Origin of the sequence: Pseudomonas sp. NY15374 (assembly GCF_048068255.1) — a bacterium.
Classification (GTDB): Bacteria; Pseudomonadota; Gammaproteobacteria; order Pseudomonadales; family Pseudomonadaceae; genus Aquipseudomonas; species Aquipseudomonas machongensis.
The window spans coordinates 158,871-177,387 of the sequence record NZ_JBLUPZ010000002.1 but is presented as its reverse complement, the minus strand read 5'-3'; the positions used below and the strand labels follow the sequence as shown (position 1 = coordinate 177,387).

Below are 18,517 nucleotides of genomic sequence, written 5' to 3'. Positions count from 1 at the left end.
GGCAAGCCGCGCTGGTGTCGTGCTGTATTTAACGCGGTACTTTGTTGATGCTCTTTCTACGTTTGGGTTCGCCCATGTTTTTTCTTACCGTCGAAGAGTTACTTGACAGCGTCGAAGAGTTACTTGATAGGCTTGAGCGCCGGCTGGAGTTTGAATCATCGTCGGAGGTGTCAGGAAACAGTGTCTCCAGGTTGAGAGTATTCTCTTCGCTCGATGTGCTGTGCGTGCGAGCTAGCGTCGGTACTTGTTGAGTATCATTTGTATCTGGGTCGTCAATATTGATGGCGAGGTGCTGCGGTGCAGAGAAGTCCTCTCCTGCGTTGGTATGTGCCGATGGAGCGGGCAAGGCGACCCTCTCTATAGCGTCGTGCGTATCCGGGCGCTGTTCCCCAAGTCTGGGAGAGTGTGGTCTGCTAGGGGCGTATTGGTGAACAAAGTTTTCGCCGCCCGCGGAGTTTTGATTATCGGGTGATTGAGCATCATTTCTGAACGGGGGAGCCTCTTCAGATTCCAACTGAGCACGGCGAATTTGTTCAGCTGTACGTTGTTTCATAAACACCCGATATTGTGCAAGATTTTGGGTTCCGACCGATGTGATGGCGCCAAACATGGTTAAATATCGCGCGGAGGAATCATCGGGGGAGAGCCAGCCCAAGAACATTAAAGTAATCGCATTAAGGATGTTAAGCACCCTGAGTCCGCTGGATGCAGCATGGAGGCGGCCACCCGGTTCTCTCCAGTGCTTCCATAAGGGAGCTGTCAGTGATGTTCCGTTTCTCTCTGCATCTTTCACCTGGTAGTAGAGGGGTTGGTTGTTCGTAATAAGCGTCGCTATGTTCAGCAGAAGCAGCCAGATGGCAAATATTTCTATGGCTATAGTCATAACGGTCTCTGCTGGAGACATCCCCGTAGCGTCACGAAAGCGCAGAGGATTATTTCTATTCGTCCGATACAGATTCGGGCCATCAATAAGCCTACCGGGATCGGCACTCAGCCATCGGCCCAACCCCGTCTGATAGTATCGCCAGCCGTAGTAGTAAAGACCGCTGGCATCGAGCTCCTTGCCGGCATGACGCGACGTACGTTGGGTTAATCCGCCGACTTCCGCTGCTTGCTCATCCAGGCCAACTGTTTCGCCATAGGGGGCGTATTCCTCACGCGAGACGATGTTTCCCACCTCGTCCGTTTCTCCCGCACTGCTGCCCAGATGGTCGCTAAACCCATAGCGCAGGTGAACCTCGGTACTCAGGCGATTTTCAATCCAACGCGTCTCCTCGACTTCGCTGATCACGACGTGCTTGAGCGCCTGGGGCTGGCCTTCGAGCGTGCGCAGGCGTACTTCGCAGTCATCGAGGTAGGTCGTCAGGGTGGTCTGGATTGCGTTGGCCATGCGCACCGTACTGATTTTGCGACGGCGGGTGCCGCCATTGGCGTAGCGGTACTGCTCGATATCATCCGCCGCTCCGTTGGTGCGTTTGATCAGCGACACCTGACCCAGCTGGTGATCGGCCAACCAAGCCAGTGCCCGGCCATCGACCAGTTGTTTCTGCAGGCCGCCAGGCAGGAAGCCGTTGTCTGGTGTCAGCCCGTGGCCCTCGGGCATTGCGCGGTTGCTTTGGGTCGACACACACAGGTGCTGTGTGCGCTTGCCGGCACCACCGTTGTGACTCAAGGTGATCAGGTTGTCACCGTCGTCGTATTCGTAGCGTTCGCTGTAAGGTGTCCAGACCATGCCGCCCTGGCGGTCGGACGTTCCGAAGGAGGGCGACCAGTAGGCACCGACCGGGCTGCGCTCGCGCCCGCTGGCCTCGACCAGGCGGTAGAGGGTGTCGTAGGCGTATTCGCGCAGGCCGTCGGACTGTTGGTTGTCATGCCACTGAGGGTCGGCACCTTGGTCATCGAGGGCGAGGATGTTGCCTGCGGGATCGTAGCCATAGTGCAGGTCGCTGATCAGCAGATAGCCCAGCGCATGGTCAATTGGGCGCTGCGTACGATGTTGAATCAGGCGCTGACTGGTGGGCGAGTAGCCATAGAGGTCGACCACGCCATTGCCAGACGTCTGCGCCGTGACCATGCCATCGGCCCTGCGCGTGACTGCCGCGAGCGCCACGGCCTCCTTGGCACCCTGGCGCAAATGTATCTGGCGTACTGCGCCACTGACGTCCAGTGTCTTAGAGCTCGTGACCCCGGCTGCGTTGGTGCGTACCAGCACATCGCCCACTGCGTTGTATCGGTTAACGGTGATCAGTATGTTCTCTTCCAGATCACCCTCACTGCTGCCAGCCCAATCGGGTTGTTCGGCGTGAGGCTGCAACAACTGTTGCCGGGTTTCGAGAGGTTTGCTGGTCAGCGATAGCAAGGCTGTGTGGGTCAGGCCTGCGTTGTCGAAATGCTTGAGCGTGGCACCTGCCAGGTTGCGCTGGCGGTCGGCAGCAGTGGCTGGTGCATACACCAGGCGCTCGCGCATACGTGCGATGCCGGCGGCCGGTTGCTCGAAAACCGCGCTTTTGCGCCCGCCTTGTTCTGGGGTTTCATAGGTGTGCGTGTGGTGGGTGCCCTGGGCGTTGCAGGTCCACAGCGGTCGACCAGTGGCATCATCAAGCGACAGCGAGGTATCGCCGTCGGTGGTGTGCAGCTTCAACTGCCGGCCGCCGAGGCTGGCGACCGTCGTGGCATCGGCCAGCGTCGTTGCGCCTGCCGATACCTGCAATGCTCGGGCACCGAACTGGCGGACGGTGCGGGTCAGTGCATCTGCATGGATGCGGTTACGCAGCAGTTTTGCTGCGGGTATGTCTGCTCCATCCTGCGGGGAGCGCAGCAGGCGCAGCGTCACCATAGCGCCTGCTGCACCGGACAGCACCGTCACGTCCGGTGTTTCGGCATGGTAGCGTGCAGCCTTGGTGGCAGGCATCGGCGATCCCTCTTCTCATCGCATCCTGCGCACCGATCGCGTGGCCGCGAGGGTGCGATAAGAGGAGTCTAGGGAGACTGCGTCGGTCTCGCACCTGACAGATTTATCAGGTCAGCGCTTGCCCAGAATCTTGCCGAGCATTTCCGGGCGTGGCGCGCCTTGTTGGCTTTGCAGTTGTCCCTGTTCATCCTGGTAGAAGATCGCAGGCGTTGCGCCCAGCCCCATTTCTTCCATCAACGCCTGGTTGGCTGCGAGTTGCTTCTGTGTGGGTTCGGGAATGGTGTCCAGTGCCTTGAGCGTGCTGGCTTTGCCAGCGCTTTCGTGGTCTTGCAGTGCCTTGGCAGGGTCTTTTGCCGACAACAGCGCGGCGGACTTGCCCGGGCTGTCCGGACGGATGATGCCGACCATGATATGGCGCAATTGCACCTTGCCCGAGTCGACCCAAGGCCGCGCCTGTTGCCAGAACATGTTGCAGTACGGGCAGTTAGGGTCGCTGAACAGGTAGACGATGCGTGGCGCATCGGCCTTGCCGTCCTGGATCCAGGCGGTCTTTTCCATCTTTGCCCAAATTTCCTTGCTCATCGGTGTGTAGACCAGCTTGTCCAATGGCTCGGCGCTCAGGTCCTGGCCTTGTTCATCGAACAGGCTGCCAACCAGTACGTGCTTGCCGTCGGGAGTCAAATACAGGGCGATGCCGTTGCTATGGTACTCGGCGGCATAGCCGCGCAGGCCATTGGGCGCGTCGAACGTGCCCTTGATCACCGCGCCCTTGGCCTCCATCTGCTGAATCGCCTTCGGCCAGGGCTCGGCCTGCGCCAGGGGCGCGACGAGCAGGGCCAGGGAGAGGGGGAGGAGAGCAGTCAGTCGCATGTCATTTTCCTTGTACGGCGGGGGCGGGCGCCACGGCCCGCTTCAAAGGTTCCAGGGCGTTGTGCAGGCTGGCGCGGGATAGCTCGCCGAGATGGCTGCCGACCAGGCGGCCCTCGGCGTTGTAGAACAAAGTGGTGGGCAGGGCCATGGAGCCGACCCGTTGCGCCAGTTGCCCACTGCCGTCGAACAGCACGTGGTTCAGGCTCAGGCCGGTCGTGGCAAGGAAGGTACTGACGCTTTCGGGTGTTTCGCCTTGGTTGACGAACAGGAAGGTCACGTCGGGGTAGTCGCTCTGGGCCTGCTGCAGCACGGGCATCTCCCGTCGGCACGGTGGGCACCAGGTGGCCCAGATGTTGATGACCAGGGGTGTGCCGCGGTAGCTGTGCAGGGCCACCGACTCGCCGCTGGCGTTGCGCAGGCTCAGATCGGGCAGTTCGGTGCCTTTGCTGTACAGGTGGCTGCCCAGGCTTGCCAGTCCCCAGAACAGTGCGCCGCTGAACAGTGCCCAGCCCAGTGGCCGGCGCAGGCCCGGACGGCGTCGACCTTGCCACAAGGCAGCAGCGACGATGCCCGCCAGGCCGCTCCAGAGTTGGAAGCCGCCATCGCGAATGTCGATGATCTGCAGTGGTTCGTCGCGGTACATCGCCCAGTACTCCAGGACGAAGCCCGCACGGGCGCTGAGGACTCCGACCAGAAACAGATTGAACAGTGCCGACTCGGGGCTTTCGCCGCCACGGCGGGCCACCCACCAGCCGACCAGGCAGGCGATGCCGAGTGCGCTGAGCAGCAGCAGGTGGTTCAGGGCCATGGTCAATGGCCCTAGGGTTACCGTCAGCATCAACCTTGACTCCTGGTCTGGGCCCAGTGTTGCAGGAACGCTGCCGCGTCGATTTCGCCGGTGATGCGTCGGGCACGGCGCTCGTCACCTTCCGGGCCGATCCAGATCAGGCTGGGCGGGCCTGGAACCTGGTAGCGCTGCAGCAATGCGCGGCTGGCGGGGGTGTCGGCAGTGACATCCAGGCGCAGCAATTGCACGCCGTCGAGGCTGGCCTGCACGTCGCTGCGGGCAAATACCTGTTTCTCCATCACTTTGCACGATACGCACCAGTCGGCGTAGTAGTCGACTAACACCCATTGGTTGCGCGCTTTGGCGGCATCCAGTTCGCGCTGCAGGTCCTGCGGGTTGTCGATGGTGATGACCCGCTGGTCATGGGCGCTGCTCATCGGCGCGGCGCCACCACCGGTGAATGGCTGCAGCGGTTGCCACAGATCGCTGCCACCCGCGGCAGCGCCGACCAGCAACAGGCCACCCCAGAGCGCACCCAGCAACGGCAGGGCTCGCAGCGCCGGCAGACGCTGCAGGGCAGGCCATGCAGCCCAGGCCAGGGCAATCAGCCAGGCGCCGACCAGTGCCAGCAGCAGTGGTTCTGGCAGCAGGCTGCGCAGGGTGTACAGCGCCATTGCCAGGAAGACGAAGCCGAACACGCCCTTGACCAGGTTCATCCAGGCTCCAGGGCGTGGCAGGTAGCGGTTGCCCAGGGTGACCAGCAACAGCAGTGGTACGCCCATGCCCAGCCCCAGGCTGAACAGCACCAGCGCACCCTGAACCACATCGCCGCTCTGGGCGATATAGAGCAGCGCACCGGCCAGTGGCGCGGTCATGCACGGCCCCATCAGCAGGCCCGAGAGCGCGCCAAGCAACGCTGCGCCATACAGGTTGCCGCCACGCGTTCCCTGGCTTGCACGATCGAGGCGGTCACGCACGGCGGCGGGCAGTTGCAGTTCGAAGGCCCCGAACATCGGCAGGGCGAGGATCACGAACAGGCCGGCCAGGCTGCCCAGCAGCCAAGGTTGCTGTAGCCAGGCCTGCAGGCTGGCGCCGAGCAGCGCGGCGACCACACCCAGTGCGGCGTACACCAAGGCCATGCTCAGAACGTAGACGCCGGCCAGAATCCAGCCACGTCGTGCACTGGCACCATTGCCCATGACCAACCCGGCGAGGATGGGCAGCATCGGTAGCGAGCAGGGGGTGAAGGCCAGCAGCAGACCCAGGCCGAAGAACGCCAGCAGGCTCCAGGCCAGGCTGCTGTGCTGAAGGCCGCTGGCCAGGGCCTGGTCGCTGGCTTGCCCGCCATCCGGTGCCGCTGGCGCAGCAGAAGCCGGCTGGCCGCCCAGGTCGATCACGGTGGTTTGCGGTGGATAGCACAGCCCGGCATCGGCGCAGCCCTGCCAGCCCAGTCGCAGTTCGCCAGTGGTATTGGCGGGCAGCAGCAACTCGAGTTCGGTGCGATAGACGGCGCTGTCGCCGAAGAACTCGTCATGATGGTTGAGAGCCGCAGGCAGTTGCGGTTGCTGATCGACGGGAATGCCGTCGAACTTCAGGCGCTTCTGGTAGAGGTAGTAGCCATCCTTGATCTGGAAATACAGGCGCATCTGCCCGGAAGGCAAGCGGTCCTGGCTCAGGACGAAAGCCTGACTCACCGGCAGGAAATCCGACTTGGGAGCGAAGGGATTGGCCTGGAGCGGGCCGGCGAGCAGGAATGTCAGGAAGAGCAGGAGAACACGCATGTCGACGCCTTGGCAGTGCATTGAGTGCACCATGCTGGAGCAGACTGATTAACCGAAAGTTAACCCGGTCCGACATGAGGCCCTGTCGGTGCTCCGACAGGGCCTGGGCCGGATCACATGTCGTCGAAGTAGCGTTCGTGCCAGTCCACCAACGGTTGTGGTGCGTTCAGTTTCTGGCCATAGATCACCGAGTACGACAGCACGTTCTGCACATACTGACGTGTCTCATCGAACGGGATCGACTCGACCCATACATCGAAGCTCAGGTGCTTGGCGCCCTTGAGCCACTGACGTACGCGACCGGGGCCTGCGTTGTAGGCGGCCGACGCCAGCACGCGGTTGCCGTTGAACTGGCCGTGCACCTGGCTCAGGTAGGCGGCGCCGAGCTGGATGTTCTTGTCCGGATCGAGCACCTGCGCAGGCGAGGCCAGTGGGATGCTGAACTTGCGCGCGGTTTCCTTGGCGGTTCCTGGCATCAGTTGCATCAGGCCGCTGGCGCCTACTGGCGAGCGGGCATCGTCCATGAAGGCACTTTCCTGACGGGTGATGGCGAATACCCAGCTCGAGTGTAGGCCGCGGACTTTGGCTTCGCGCACCAGGGTGTCGCGGTGGGCCATCGGGAAGCGGATGTCCAGGTCGTCCCAGTACTTAGCCTGGCTGATGGTGCGGATAGCCGGGAAGTACCAGCGCAGGTCGTAGGCCAGGCGGGCCTGGGCGACCATTTCGTCACGGTTGAAGTGGCGGCTGACGTGGTACCACTCGCGGCGCCCCTCGACAATCTGGCCACGGGCGTGGAACTCCAGGGCGCGGCGCACGCCGGGGGTGTTACGCACCTTGTTGATCAACTGCTGGCTCAGTACCAGGGGCTTGTTGTTGAGCTGGTACGGTGTTTGCGCGCGATCGGCAGCAAGAAAACCATAGAAGTCACGCTCACGCGAGACGTTCTTGTAGAGCAGCGGGATCTGCGGGTTGTTGGGTTGCGCCAGCTCCAGGCTGCGTGCCTGCCAGTAGCGCCAGCGGCTGCTGTCGGCCAGGTCCTGGGGCAGGCGGCGGCTCAGTTCGTAGGCTTCTTCCCAGCGCCCGAGACGCAGCAGCAGGCGCATGCGCCATTCGCTGACGGTGTTGTCGCGCAGTTCAGGGTCGTAGCGGGTCATCAGGTCGAGGGCACGCGGATCGTAGCGCCGTGCGAGCGTGAGGCCGATCTCGCGGGCGATGGCGACCTTCTCGTCGCGGGAAAAATGCATGCGCTGGGCGTAGTCGTCGAGCAGGGCCATGGCTTGCTCGGGATCCTGCCGCGCCAGGCGGCGCAGGCCGAGGCTGACCACATCGGACATCGCTTCGTTGACCGGCATGAAGCGCGAAGGCTGCTTGAGCAGCTCGGGTTTCTGCGCCACATCGATCAGCAGCTTGCCTTGCGGGCCGAGTGTGGTGAGCGTTTGCACCAGGTTGTTGGCCAGGCTGTAGTTGCGCGCCTCGGCCGCCAGTTTGGCTCGCTGCCAGCGGCGGGCCTCGGTGAGCTGGCCTTCTGCGGCCCACAGGCCGAACAAGGTGTCGCAGGCCGCAGGTTGCGACTTGCCGACGTTCCACAGTTTTTCGGCAGTGGCGAAACCTTCGGCGCGCAGGCCGTTGGTCAACTGGTACTGGCCGTTGAGGCAATCCAGTTCGGTGAAGTTCAGCTTCGGGTCGTAGTATTTGGCGAAGGTCTTCCAGTCGCCGCGTTCGGCCTGCCAGCGCAACCAGCGCAGTTTCATCCAGTTGGCCTGGGGCAGGTCACCATGTTTGGCGAGGAAGCCTTCGACTTCCTCGTTGCTGGCAGTCTTCAGCCGCGCGGTGAGTTCGTCGTAGGCCAGGTAGGGTGTGAGCGGATAGTCGCTGAGCGCTTGGGCATAGCGCAGGTAGGGACCCTTGTCGCCTTTGGCGAGGGCACGCTTGGCCTCGTCGTAGTACTGGCGCTGCTGGGTGATGTCGATGGCCTGTGCAGCACTCGCGGTCGTAGCGGTGAGCACCAGGCAGGAAACGAATTGGAACAGGCGGCTGCGCATGATACGTCCGGGCAGTTGAACCATGAAAAGTGACGGCGAAGCCAGCACTGTTGAAATCTAGTTTCCTTAGCTTAGCCGTTTGCCGGCGATGGATGAAAGCACTGTGCTTGTATCGAATCGTTAACACCGACCACGCGTCGCCAAGCGCTCGCTGCCATCGCACCCGGAATGTCACGCAGGGGCGAAGTAGGCGTGAAAGTCAGGTAGAATGCGCGCCCGGTTTTTGGAGATGATCATGACCCTGCTCAAATTCAGCGATGTGTCCCTCGCGTTCGGCGCCATGCCGCTGCTGGACAAGGTGTCCTGGCAGATCGCCCGTGGCGAGCGGGTGTGCATTATCGGCCGTAACGGCACCGGCAAGTCGAGCATGTTGCGCCTGGTCAAGGGTGAGCAGAAACCCGACGAAGGGGAAATCTGGCGTGCGCCGGCACTGAAGATCGGTGAGCTTCCGCAGGAATTGCCGGTGGCCGACGATCGCAGCGTGTTCGATGTGGTCGCCGAGGGCCTCGACGGCGTCGGTGCGCTGCTCGCCGAATATCACCACCTGAGCCAGAACATCCAGAATGATGCCGACCTGGACAAGCTGATGCATGTCCAGCATGAGCTGGAAGCCCGCGACGGCTGGCGCCTGCAACAGGTCGTGGAGAGCACCCTGAGCCGCCTGCAACTGCCGGCCGACAAGACCCTCGCCGAGCTGTCCGGTGGCTGGCGCCGTCGCGTGCTGCTGGCCCAGGCGCTGGTGTCCGAGCCTGACCTGCTGCTGCTCGACGAACCGACCAACCACCTGGACATCGGTGCCATCGCCTGGCTCGAAGAGGCCCTGAGCGGCTTCAACGGCGCCGTGTTGTTCATCACTCACGACCGCTCGTTCCTGCAGAACCTGGCCACGCGGATCCTCGAGCTGGACCGCGGTGGGCTGATTGACTGGAACGGCGACTACGCCAGCTTCCTGGTGCACAAGGAGGCTGCGCTGGCCGCCGAGGAAACCGCCAATGCGCTGTTCGACAAGCGCCTGGCCCAGGAAGAGGTCTGGATCCGCCAGGGCATCAAGGCCCGGCGTACCCGTAATGAAGGCCGTGTGCGTGCCCTCAAGGCCCTGCGCGTGGAGCGCAGCGAGCGTCGCGAGCGCCAGGGCAGGGCGAACATCCAGATCGAGGTCGCCGACAAGTCCGGCAAGCAGGTGATGGTGCTGGAAAACGTCAGCTTCGCGCACCCTCAGGGGCCGAAGCTGGTCAAGGATTTCTCCATGGTCCTGCAGCGCCAGGACCGTATCGGCCTGCTCGGCGCCAACGGCACCGGCAAGACCACCTTGCTCAAGCTCATGCTGGGTGACCTGGAGCCGACCGCCGGCAAGGTCGATCGCGGCACCAAGCTGGAGGTGGCCTACTTCGACCAGATGCGTCACCAGCTCGACCTTGAGAAGACGGTGATCGACAACCTCGCCGAAGGTCGCGACTTCATCGAGATCGATGGTCAGAATCGCCACGTGCTGAGCTACCTCGGCGACTTCCTGTTCAGCCCCCAGCGTGCACGCACGCCGGTCAAGGCGCTGTCTGGTGGTGAACGTGCGCGTCTGTTGCTGGCCAAGCTGTTCAGCAAACCGGCCAACTTGCTGGTGCTGGACGAGCCGACCAACGACCTGGACGTCGAGACGCTCGAGCTGCTTGAGGAAGTGCTGTCCAACTTCAAGGGCACGGTACTGATGGTCAGCCACGACCGGGCCTTCCTCGACAACGTGGTCACCAGCACCCTGGTGTTCGAGGGTGAGGGCAAGGTGCGTGAGTACGTGGGTGGCTATGAAGACTGGATCCGCCAGGGGGGCTCGCCGAAACTGCTGGGCGTGACCGAGAGCAAGGGCGGCAAGTCCGAGCTCAACAGTGCCGTGGTCGAGAAGGTTGCGGTCGAGGTCGCCCCGGAGCCCGTGGCGCCTGTGGTGGCCGACAGCAGCAAGAAAAAGCTGAGCTACAAACTGCAGCGTGAGCTGGAGATGCTGCCTGGGCAGATCGATGCGCTGGAGCAGAAGATGGCGGTGCTGCAGGAAGAGGTGAACGCGCCTGGCTTCTATCAGCGGCCGATTGGCGAAACGTCGGACGTACTGGCCAAGCTCGAGAAGTTGCAGGCCGAGCTGGATGTGCTGGTCGAGCGCTGGGCCGAGCTGGAAGGTTGAGTCGATCGAGCCGGCCCTATCGCGGGACAAGTCGCAGCGATAGGGCCGGCTCGGGCTATATCATTCTTTCTTCTGCAAGCGCACCGCCAGTACATCGCACGGTGCCCCATGCAGCACGTCATTGGCCGTAGAACCCAATAGCAGCGCCAGACCATGGCGGCCATGGCTGCCGACCACGATCAGGTCGCACTTCTGATCCTTCGCCAGTTGGTGGATTTCCTGGCGCGGCTGGCCGTAGATCAGGTGCGAATCGCCGCGATTGATGTCTGGATATTTGTTGAACAGGCGATCCATGCGTTCCTTGGCCTGGTCGAACTGCTGTTGCTGCAGTTGCGACAGGTCCATCGGCACGTCGCCACCAAATGCCATGGCCATCGGCTCGACGATATGCACCAGGGAAACCTTGGCTCCGTTGGGTTCGGCGAGCTTCATGGCACGCTTGATCACCGGGTCGCATTCCTCGGTCAGGTCGACGGCAACCAGAAGATGTTCGTAGGACATGAGCGGCACTCCTGACAATCGCAATAGTGAAAGTATGGTCGCTTTCTGGCAGGTCTTGCGTGAAAAAGACTAACCCGCTCATTTGCAACGCTTTATGGGAACTACAGATATGACGGTATGGCTGGTGGTGTCAATCCTTGCGCTGATTCTCAGCCCGTTGGCCTGGTTGCGACCGTCGCGCAAGCAGAGTGAACAGATGAGTTTGCGCCTGGAGGGGCGACGCATGGGCCTGGCCATGCAACTGGCGCCCCAGCAGTGGCCGCACTGGCTGCAAAGCGAGCCCCCAAGCCCGTGTCCGCAGTATCACCGAGGCCGGCGCAAGGGGCGTGAGGATAGCTGGTGCTATTGGCAGGTCAGCCCGGGAGTGTGGTGGAACAAATGGCGTGAACCGTGCGAGGAGCCGCGTCTGGCGGAGTGTTTTGCGCGGTTGCCGGCCAACGTCTACAAGGTGGAGGCCGATACCCGCATGATCGCCTTGTACTGGAGCGAGCGCGGGGAAAAATCTGTATTGCAGGATATTGCCCACACCCTCGAAACCCTCGCCTGAAGCATGCGCAAAAAAAAGTGGGAGCAGGGCAACCCTGATCCCACAGTGGTGAAGCTGGCCAGGCAGGCCGGGAAAACATTCGATTCGAGGGCAGTGTAGACCCTTGTCTCGAACGTGCGCACGAAAAATCAGCAGGCTGAAACCTCAAGTAGCCCCCAACCCGTTAGTCGATTGTCGACATGAATGATCGACAATCACTGTCATCATGTTTTATCCCCTGGTGTTACAAAATGACTGGAAAGTCGCGTTTTCCGGGTGCTTTCGAGCATTTGACAACGCCGACCTTTTCGGAGAATGTGTGCGTACCCAAATCAAACGGGCGTATGAATTGAGCGTTTGTATGTTCACATCGCTCGTACAGAATCCCGACTAGCGCGCTGACGGGTGTGCCTGGGGGAGGGCTTGAAGATGGCCTTCCTGCCAGTGATCGGCGTGTACAGTTCAGCTTCCATATCGTGGAGATCAGTTGATGATTTACGAAGGTAAAGCCATCACGGTTAAGGCTCTTGAAAGCGGCATCGTCGAACTGAAGTTCGACCTCAAGGGTGAGTCCGTCAACAAATTCAACCGCCTTACCCTGAACGAGCTGCGTCAGGCCGTGGATACCATCAAGGCCGACGCTTCCATCAAGGGTGTGATCGTCAGCAGCGGCAAGGACGTGTTCATCGTTGGTGCCGACATCACCGAATTCGTCGACAATTTCAAGCTGCCCGAGGCCGAGCTGGTGGCCGGCAACCTGGAAGCCAACCGTATCTTCAGCGACTTCGAAGACCTCGAGGTGCCGACCGTCGTGGCCATCAACGGCATCGCCCTGGGCGGCGGCCTGGAAATGTGCCTGGCGGCGGATTACCGCGTCATGTCCAGCAGCGCCAAGATCGGCCTGCCGGAAGTCAAGCTGGGCATCTACCCAGGCTTTGGCGGCACCGTTCGCCTGCCGCGTCTGATCGGCTCGGACAATGCCATCGAGTGGATCGCCTCGGGCAAGGAAAACCGCGCCGAAGACGCCCTGAAAGTGGGTGCCGTCGATGCCGTGGTCGCGCCTGAACTGCTGCAGGCCGGTGCTCTGGACCTGATCAAGCGCGCCATCGCCGGTGAGCTGGACTACAAGGCCAAGCGTCAGCCCAAGCTCGAGAAACTCAAACTCAATGCCATCGAGCAGATGATGGCCTTCGAAACCGCCAAGGGTTTTGTCGCCGGTCAAGCCGGCCCGAACTACCCGGCCCCGGTCGAAGCCATCAAGACCATCCAGAAGGCCGCCAACTTTGGCCGTGACAAGGCCTTGGAAGTCGAAGCTGCCGGTTTTGCCAAGTTGGCCAAAACCTCGGTCGCCGAGAGCCTGATCGGCCTGTTCCTGAACGATCAGGAACTCAAGCGCAAAGCCAAGGCCCACGACGAGATCGCTCGTGACGTGAAGCAGGCCGCCGTACTCGGCGCCGGCATCATGGGCGGCGGTATTGCTTACCAGTCGGCGGTCAAGGGCACGCCGATCCTGATGAAGGATATTCGCGAGGAAGCTATCCAGCTGGGCCTTAACGAAGCGTCCAAGCTGCTGGGCAAGCGCGTCGAGAAAGGCCGCTTGACCCCGGCGAAGATGGCCGAAGCTCTCAACGCCATTCGCCCGACCTTGTCGTATGGCGATTTCGCCAACGTCGACATCGTCGTCGAGGCTGTGGTCGAGAACCCGAAGGTCAAGCAGGCGGTGCTGGCCGAGGTGGAAGGGCAGGTCAAGGAAGATGCGATTCTGGCGTCGAACACCTCGACCATTTCGATCAACTTGCTGGCCAAGGCGCTCAAGCGTCCGGAAAACTTCGTTGGCATGCACTTCTTCAACCCTGTGCACATGATGCCGCTGGTCGAAGTCATTCGTGGCGAGAAGTCCAGTGAAGTGGCTGTCGCCACCACCGTGGCCTACGCCAAGAAAATGGGCAAGAATCCGATCGTGGTCAACGACTGCCCGGGCTTCCTGGTCAACCGCGTACTGTTCCCGTATTTCGGTGGCTTCGCCAAGCTGGTCAGCGCAGGCGTCGATTTCGTGCGTATCGACAAGGTCATGGAAAAGTTCGGCTGGCCGATGGGCCCGGCCTACTTGATGGACGTGGTCGGCATCGACACCGGCCACCATGGGCGTGACGTGATGGCAGAAGGCTTCCCGGACCGCATGAAGGACGACCGCCGCTCCGCCGTCGACGCCCTGTACGAAGCCAATCGCCTGGGTCAGAAGAACGGCAAGGGCTTCTATGCCTACGAGACCGACAAGCGCGGCAAGCCGAAGAAAGTCGCCGATGCGTCCGTGCTGGACGTGCTCAAGCCGGTGATCTTCGAGCAGCGTGAAGTCAGTGACGAGGACATCATCAACTGGATGATGGTGCCGCTGTGCCTGGAGACCGTGCGTTGCCTGGAAGATGGCATCGTCGAAACTGCAGCCGAGGCGGACATGGGCCTGGTCTACGGCATCGGTTTCCCTCCCTTCCGCGGTGGTGCGCTGCGCTACATCGATTCGATCGGTGTCGCCGAGTTCGTTGCCCTGGCCGACAAGTACGCCGATCTGGGTCCGCTGTACCACCCGACTGCGAAGCTGCGTGAGATGGCCAAGAACGGCCAGCGCTTCTTCAACTGAACGGCCACGAGCTAGAGCGAGATTATTGATATGAGCCTGAATCCAAGAGACGTGGTGATTGTCGACTTCGGTCGCACGCCGATGGGCCGTTCCAAGGGTGGCATGCACCGCAACACCCGTGCCGAGGACATGTCGGCGCACTTGATCAGCAAGCTGCTGGAGCGCAACGACAAGGTCGATCCGAAAGAGGTCGAGGATGTGATCTGGGGCTGCGTCAACCAGACCCTGGAGCAGGGGTGGAACATCGCGCGCATGGCGTCGCTGATGACCCCGATCCCGCACACTTCCGCTGCGCAGACCGTCAGCCGCCTGTGCGGCTCGTCGATGAGCGCGCTGCACACCGCTGCCCAGGCGATCATGACCGGCAACGGCGATGTATTCGTGATCGGTGGTGTCGAGCACATGGGGCACGTCAGCATGATGCACGGCGTCGACCCGAACCCACACCTGTCCTTGCACGCTGCCAAGGCTTCCGGGATGATGGGCCTGACTGCGGAGATGCTCGGCAAGATGCACGGCATCACCCGTGAGCATCAGGACCTGTTCGGCCTGCGTTCGCACCAGTTGGCCCACAAGGCCACGGTCGAGGGCAAGTTCAAGGATGAGATCATCCCGATGCAGGGCTACGACGAGAACGGCTTCCTCAAGGTCTTTGATTACGACGAAACCATTCGCCCCGAGACCACCCTCGAGGGCCTCGCTGCGCTCAAGCCGGCGTTCAACCCCAAGGGTGGCACTGTCACCGCTGGCACATCGTCGCAGATCACCGACGGTGCCTCGTGCATGATCGTCATGTCCGGCCAGCGTGCCATGGACCTCGGCATCCAGCCATTGGCCGTGATTCGTTCGATGGCAGTAGCCGGTGTGGATCCGGCGATCATGGGTTATGGGCCGGTGCCTTCGACTCAGAAAGCCCTCAAGCGCGCGGGTCTGACCATTGCCGACATCGATTTCTTCGAGCTCAACGAAGCCTTCGCCGCACAGGCCCTGCCAGTGCTGAAGGATCTGAAAGTGCTCGACAAGATGGATGAGAAGGTTAACCTGCACGGCGGCGCCATCGCCCTGGGTCACCCGTTCGGTTGCTCCGGTGCGCGGATTTCCGGCACTCTGCTCAACGTCATGAAGCAGAATGGCGGTACGCTGGGTGTTGCGACCATGTGTGTCGGCCTGGGTCAGGGTATCACCACTGTCTTCGAACGCGTCTGATCGCTTCGCAGGACAGCAGCCGGGGCCTTGTGCCCCGGTTTTTGTTTTTTACAGGATTTGTTCAAGAGGGTGAGCAGCATGCAGATACAACCAGGCGTATACCGGCATTACAAAGGGCCTGAGTACCGTGTCTTCAGCGTTGCGCGGCACTCGGAGAGCGAAGAGTGGATGGTGTTCTACCAATGCCTGTATGGTGACTATGGGTTTTGGGTGCGGCCACTTTCGATGTTCCAGGAGTCGGTCGAGGTTGACGGCGAGCAGGTGCCACGCTTTGCTTTGGTCAAGGCCGAAGAGGGGCTTGCGGCACTGGCCGGGAAGCCTCGCGAGTGAACGACCGCGCTTGACCTCACTCTTTTGCCACTATATATAGCGGTGCCGCGTCCGGCACCTGACGCGTTTTTCATCTTCAGATTCAGGAATACTCCGATCCATGGGCAAATCGCTGGTCATTGTGGAATCCCCGGCCAAGGCCAAGACCATCAACAAGTACCTGGGCAGCCAGTACGTGGTGAAGTCGAGTATCGGCCACATCCGAGACCTCCCCACCAGCGGTTCGGCCAGTACGGCCAAGGAACCGGCGGCCAAGCGCGGCAAGACCGCGAGTGAGGCTCCGGCGCTGACGCCGAAGGAGAAAGCCCGGCGCCAACTGGTGGCGCGCATGGGTGTCGACCCAGAGGCCGGCTGGAAGGCCAAGTACGAGATCCTTCCCGGCAAGGAGAAGGTGATCGACGAGTTGCGTCGTTTGGCCAAGGATGCCGACACCATCTATCTCGCAACCGACTTGGATCGCGAGGGGGAAGCCATTGCCTGGCACCTGCGCGAAGCCATCGGGGGAGACGACAGCCGCTACAAGCGCGTGGTGTTCAACGAAATCACCAAGAAGGCCATTCAGGAGGCGTTTTCGCAGCCTGGTGATCTGGATATCGCCCGGGTCAATGCCCAGCAGGCGCGGCGCTTCCTAGACCGCGTGGTGGGCTACATGGTTTCGCCGCTGCTTTGGTCCAAGATCGCCCGTGGCCTGTCCGCCGGCCGTGTGCAATCGGTGGCTGTGAAGCTGGTGGTCGAGCGTGAGCGCGAGATCCGTGCGTTCAATCCCGAAGAGTACTGGGAGGTCCATGCTGACCTGGGCACGGCGAAGAACGCCAAGGTGCGCTTCGAAGTGGCGCGCGAGAACGGCGAAGCCTTCAAGCCGTTGAACGAAGCGCAGGCCATGGCGGCGCTGGAGAAGCTCAAGGCTTCCAGCTACAGCGTGGTCAAACGTGAAGATCGCCCGACCAGCAGCAAGCCATCGGCGCCCTTCATCACCTCGACCTTGCAGCAGGCGGCAAGCAACCGCCTGGGCTTCGGGGTGAAGAAGACCATGATGATGGCCCAGCGTCTGTATGAAGCCGGCTACATCACATACATGCGTACCGACTCGACCAACCTGTCGACCGATGCCGTTGAAATGGCGCGCAGCTACATCGAAAGCGAGTTCGGCAAGCAGTACCTGCCGGCCGCTCCGGTCGTCTACGGCAGCAAGGAAGGCGCACAGGAGGCGCACGAAGCGATTCGTCCCTCCGACGTCAACACCCACCCGAGCAAGCTCAGTGGCATGGAGCGTGATGCCGAGCGCCTGTACGAGCTGATCTGGCGCCAGTTCCTGGCCTGCCAGATGCCACCGGCGCAGTACCTGTCCACGAGCGTCACCGTGGCGGCTGGCGATTTCGAGTTGCGTGCCAAGGGCCGTATTCTCAAGTTCGACGGTTACACCCGTGTGTTGCCACAACAGGCCAAGCCGGGCGAGGACGACGTGCTGCCGGAAATGGGGCAGGGCGAGACGCTCAAGCTGATCCAGCTCGACCCAAGCCAGCACTTCACCAAGCCGCCGGCGCGTTTCACCGAGGCCAGCCTGGTCAAGGAAATGGAAAAACGTGGTATCGGTCGTCCGTCGACCTACGCAGCGATCATTTCCACCATCCAGGATCGCGGCTATGTGACTTTGCACAACCGCCGCTTCTATTCCGAGAAGATGGGCGACATCGTTACCGAGCGCTTGTCCGAAAGCTTCTCCAACCTGATGGACTACGGCTTCACCGCCGGCATGGAGGAGAATCTCGATGACGTGGCCCAGGGCGAGCGTGACTGGAAAAACGTGCTCGACGAGTTCTACGGTGATTTCAGCAAGAAGCTGCAGACAGCAGAGTCCAGCGAAAACGGCATGCGAGCCAATCAGCCGACCTTGACCAACATTGCCTGCAAGGAATGCGGTCGGCCGATGATGATCCGTACCGCCTCGACCGGGGTATTCCTGGGCTGCTCGGGTTACAGCCTGCCGCCGAAGGAGCGCTGCAAGGCCACCGTCAATCTGGTGCCGGGTGACGAGATCGCAGCTGACGACGAGGGTGAATCCGAGTCGCTGGTGCTGCGTGGCAAGCACCGCTGTCCGATCTGCTCGACGGCGATGGACGCCTACCTGCTCGACGAAAAGCACAAGCTGCATATCTGTGGTAACAACCCGGATTGCCCTGGCTACGAGATCGAAGAGGGTAGCTACCGCATCAAGGGCTACGAAGGGCCGAGCCTGGAGTGCGACAAGTGCGGCAGCGAGATGCAGCTCAAGACTGGCCGTTTCGGCAAGTTCTTCGGTTGCACCAACCCGGCGTGCAAGAACACCCGCAAGTTGCTCAAGAGCGGCGAGGCTGCGCCACCGAAGATGGACAAGGTGGACATGCCGGAGCTCAAGTGCGAGAAGGTCGACGACACCTACGTGCTGCGTGACGGCGCTTCGGGGTTGTTCCTGGCGGCCAGCCAGTTCCCGAAAAATCGCGAGACCCGTGCGCCGCTGGTGCTGGAAATCATCCCGCACAAGCATGAGATCGATCCGAAGTATCACTTCCTCTGCGACGCACCGCAGAAGGATCCGGACGGTCGTCCGGCGGTGATTCGCTACAGCCGCAAGACCAAGGAGCAGTACGTGCAATCCGAGGTCGATGGCAAGCCGACAGGCTGGAAGGCGTTCTACGACGGCAAGGCGTGGAAGGTCGAAGACAAGCGCTGATTCGTCGGTGTTGTAATTGGGGCCGCTTTGCGGCCCCAATCATTTATG

General features: G+C 61.6%; 12 protein-coding genes. 6 read left to right on the top strand and 6 right to left on the bottom strand.

All coding sequences use genetic code 11. The features are described 5' to 3' along the window. Nucleotides 1-28: 28 nt before the first annotated feature. From ACNFHO_RS05115 to ACNFHO_RS05095, 5 genes are all read right to left on the bottom strand, one after another. Nucleotides 29-2,911, bottom strand: coding sequence for an RHS repeat-associated core domain-containing protein (locus ACNFHO_RS05115; protein WP_416765517.1), 2,883 nt, complete (start codon nt 2,909-2,911; stop codon nt 29-31). Between the two features lie 111 nt (nt 2,912-3,022). Beyond that, nucleotides 3,023-3,781: a thiol:disulfide interchange protein DsbG gene (dsbG, locus tag ACNFHO_RS05110; protein WP_416765515.1), complete on the bottom strand. Its 759-nt coding sequence runs from the start codon at nt 3,779-3,781 to the stop codon at nt 3,023-3,025. A gap of 1 nt (nt 3,782) precedes the next feature. Beyond that, nucleotides 3,783-4,619, bottom strand: coding sequence for a TlpA disulfide reductase family protein (locus ACNFHO_RS05105; protein WP_063545640.1), 837 nt, complete (start codon nt 4,617-4,619; stop codon nt 3,783-3,785). Next, nucleotides 4,619-6,349, bottom strand: coding sequence for a protein-disulfide reductase DsbD (gene dsbD, locus ACNFHO_RS05100; RefSeq protein ID WP_416765513.1), 1,731 nt, complete (start codon nt 6,347-6,349; stop codon nt 4,619-4,621). Before dsbD ends, ACNFHO_RS05105 begins: the two co-directional genes overlap by 1 nt. Before the next feature lie 113 nt (nt 6,350-6,462). Beyond that, nucleotides 6,463-8,391: a transglycosylase SLT domain-containing protein gene (locus tag ACNFHO_RS05095; RefSeq protein WP_063545639.1), complete on the bottom strand. Its 1,929-nt coding sequence runs from the start codon at nt 8,389-8,391 to the stop codon at nt 6,463-6,465. A 235-nt stretch (nt 8,392-8,626) separates the two neighbouring features. Between ACNFHO_RS05095 and ACNFHO_RS05090 the strand changes: the two genes are divergently transcribed. Continuing rightward, nucleotides 8,627-10,558 (top strand): ATP-binding cassette domain-containing protein, encoded by a 1,932-nt coding sequence (locus tag ACNFHO_RS05090; protein ID WP_054894454.1) that lies wholly within the window; start codon nt 8,627-8,629, stop codon nt 10,556-10,558. A gap of 60 nt (nt 10,559-10,618) precedes the next feature. Here the strand turns inward: ACNFHO_RS05090 and ACNFHO_RS05085 are convergent, their stop codons facing one another. Beyond that, nucleotides 10,619-11,059 (bottom strand): universal stress protein, encoded by a 441-nt coding sequence (locus ACNFHO_RS05085; protein ID WP_063545638.1) that lies wholly within the window; start codon nt 11,057-11,059, stop codon nt 10,619-10,621. Nucleotides 11,060-11,168: 109 nt separating this feature from the next. On the opposite strand from ACNFHO_RS05085, the gene ACNFHO_RS05080 reads away from it, so the two are divergent. The 5 genes from ACNFHO_RS05080 (at nt 11,169) to topA (ending at nt 18,469) form a co-directional block, all read left to right on the top strand. Continuing rightward, on the top strand, nt 11,169-11,606 hold the full coding sequence (locus tag ACNFHO_RS05080) for a hypothetical protein (protein ID WP_063545637.1): 438 nt from the start codon (nt 11,169-11,171) through the stop codon (nt 11,604-11,606). Nucleotides 11,607-12,075: 469 nt separating this feature from the next. Beyond that, nucleotides 12,076-14,223 carry a fatty acid oxidation complex subunit alpha FadB gene (fadB, locus tag ACNFHO_RS05075; protein ID WP_416765509.1) on the top strand — a complete coding sequence of 716 codons (2,148 nt, stop codon included), beginning with the start codon at nt 12,076-12,078 and terminating at the stop codon, nt 14,221-14,223. 30 nt (nt 14,224-14,253) lie between these two features. Beyond that, nucleotides 14,254-15,429, top strand: coding sequence for an acetyl-CoA C-acyltransferase FadA (fadA, locus tag ACNFHO_RS05070; protein ID WP_416765508.1), 1,176 nt, complete (start codon nt 14,254-14,256; stop codon nt 15,427-15,429). A gap of 78 nt (nt 15,430-15,507) precedes the next feature. Next, nucleotides 15,508-15,759 carry a DUF1653 domain-containing protein gene (locus ACNFHO_RS05065; protein WP_054894449.1) on the top strand — a complete coding sequence of 84 codons (252 nt, stop codon included), beginning with the start codon at nt 15,508-15,510 and terminating at the stop codon, nt 15,757-15,759. A gap of 100 nt (nt 15,760-15,859) precedes the next feature. Further along, nucleotides 15,860-18,469 (top strand): type I DNA topoisomerase, encoded by a 2,610-nt coding sequence (gene topA / locus ACNFHO_RS05060; protein WP_063545634.1) that lies wholly within the window; start codon nt 15,860-15,862, stop codon nt 18,467-18,469. The last annotated feature ends 48 nt before the right edge of the window (nt 18,470-18,517 follow it).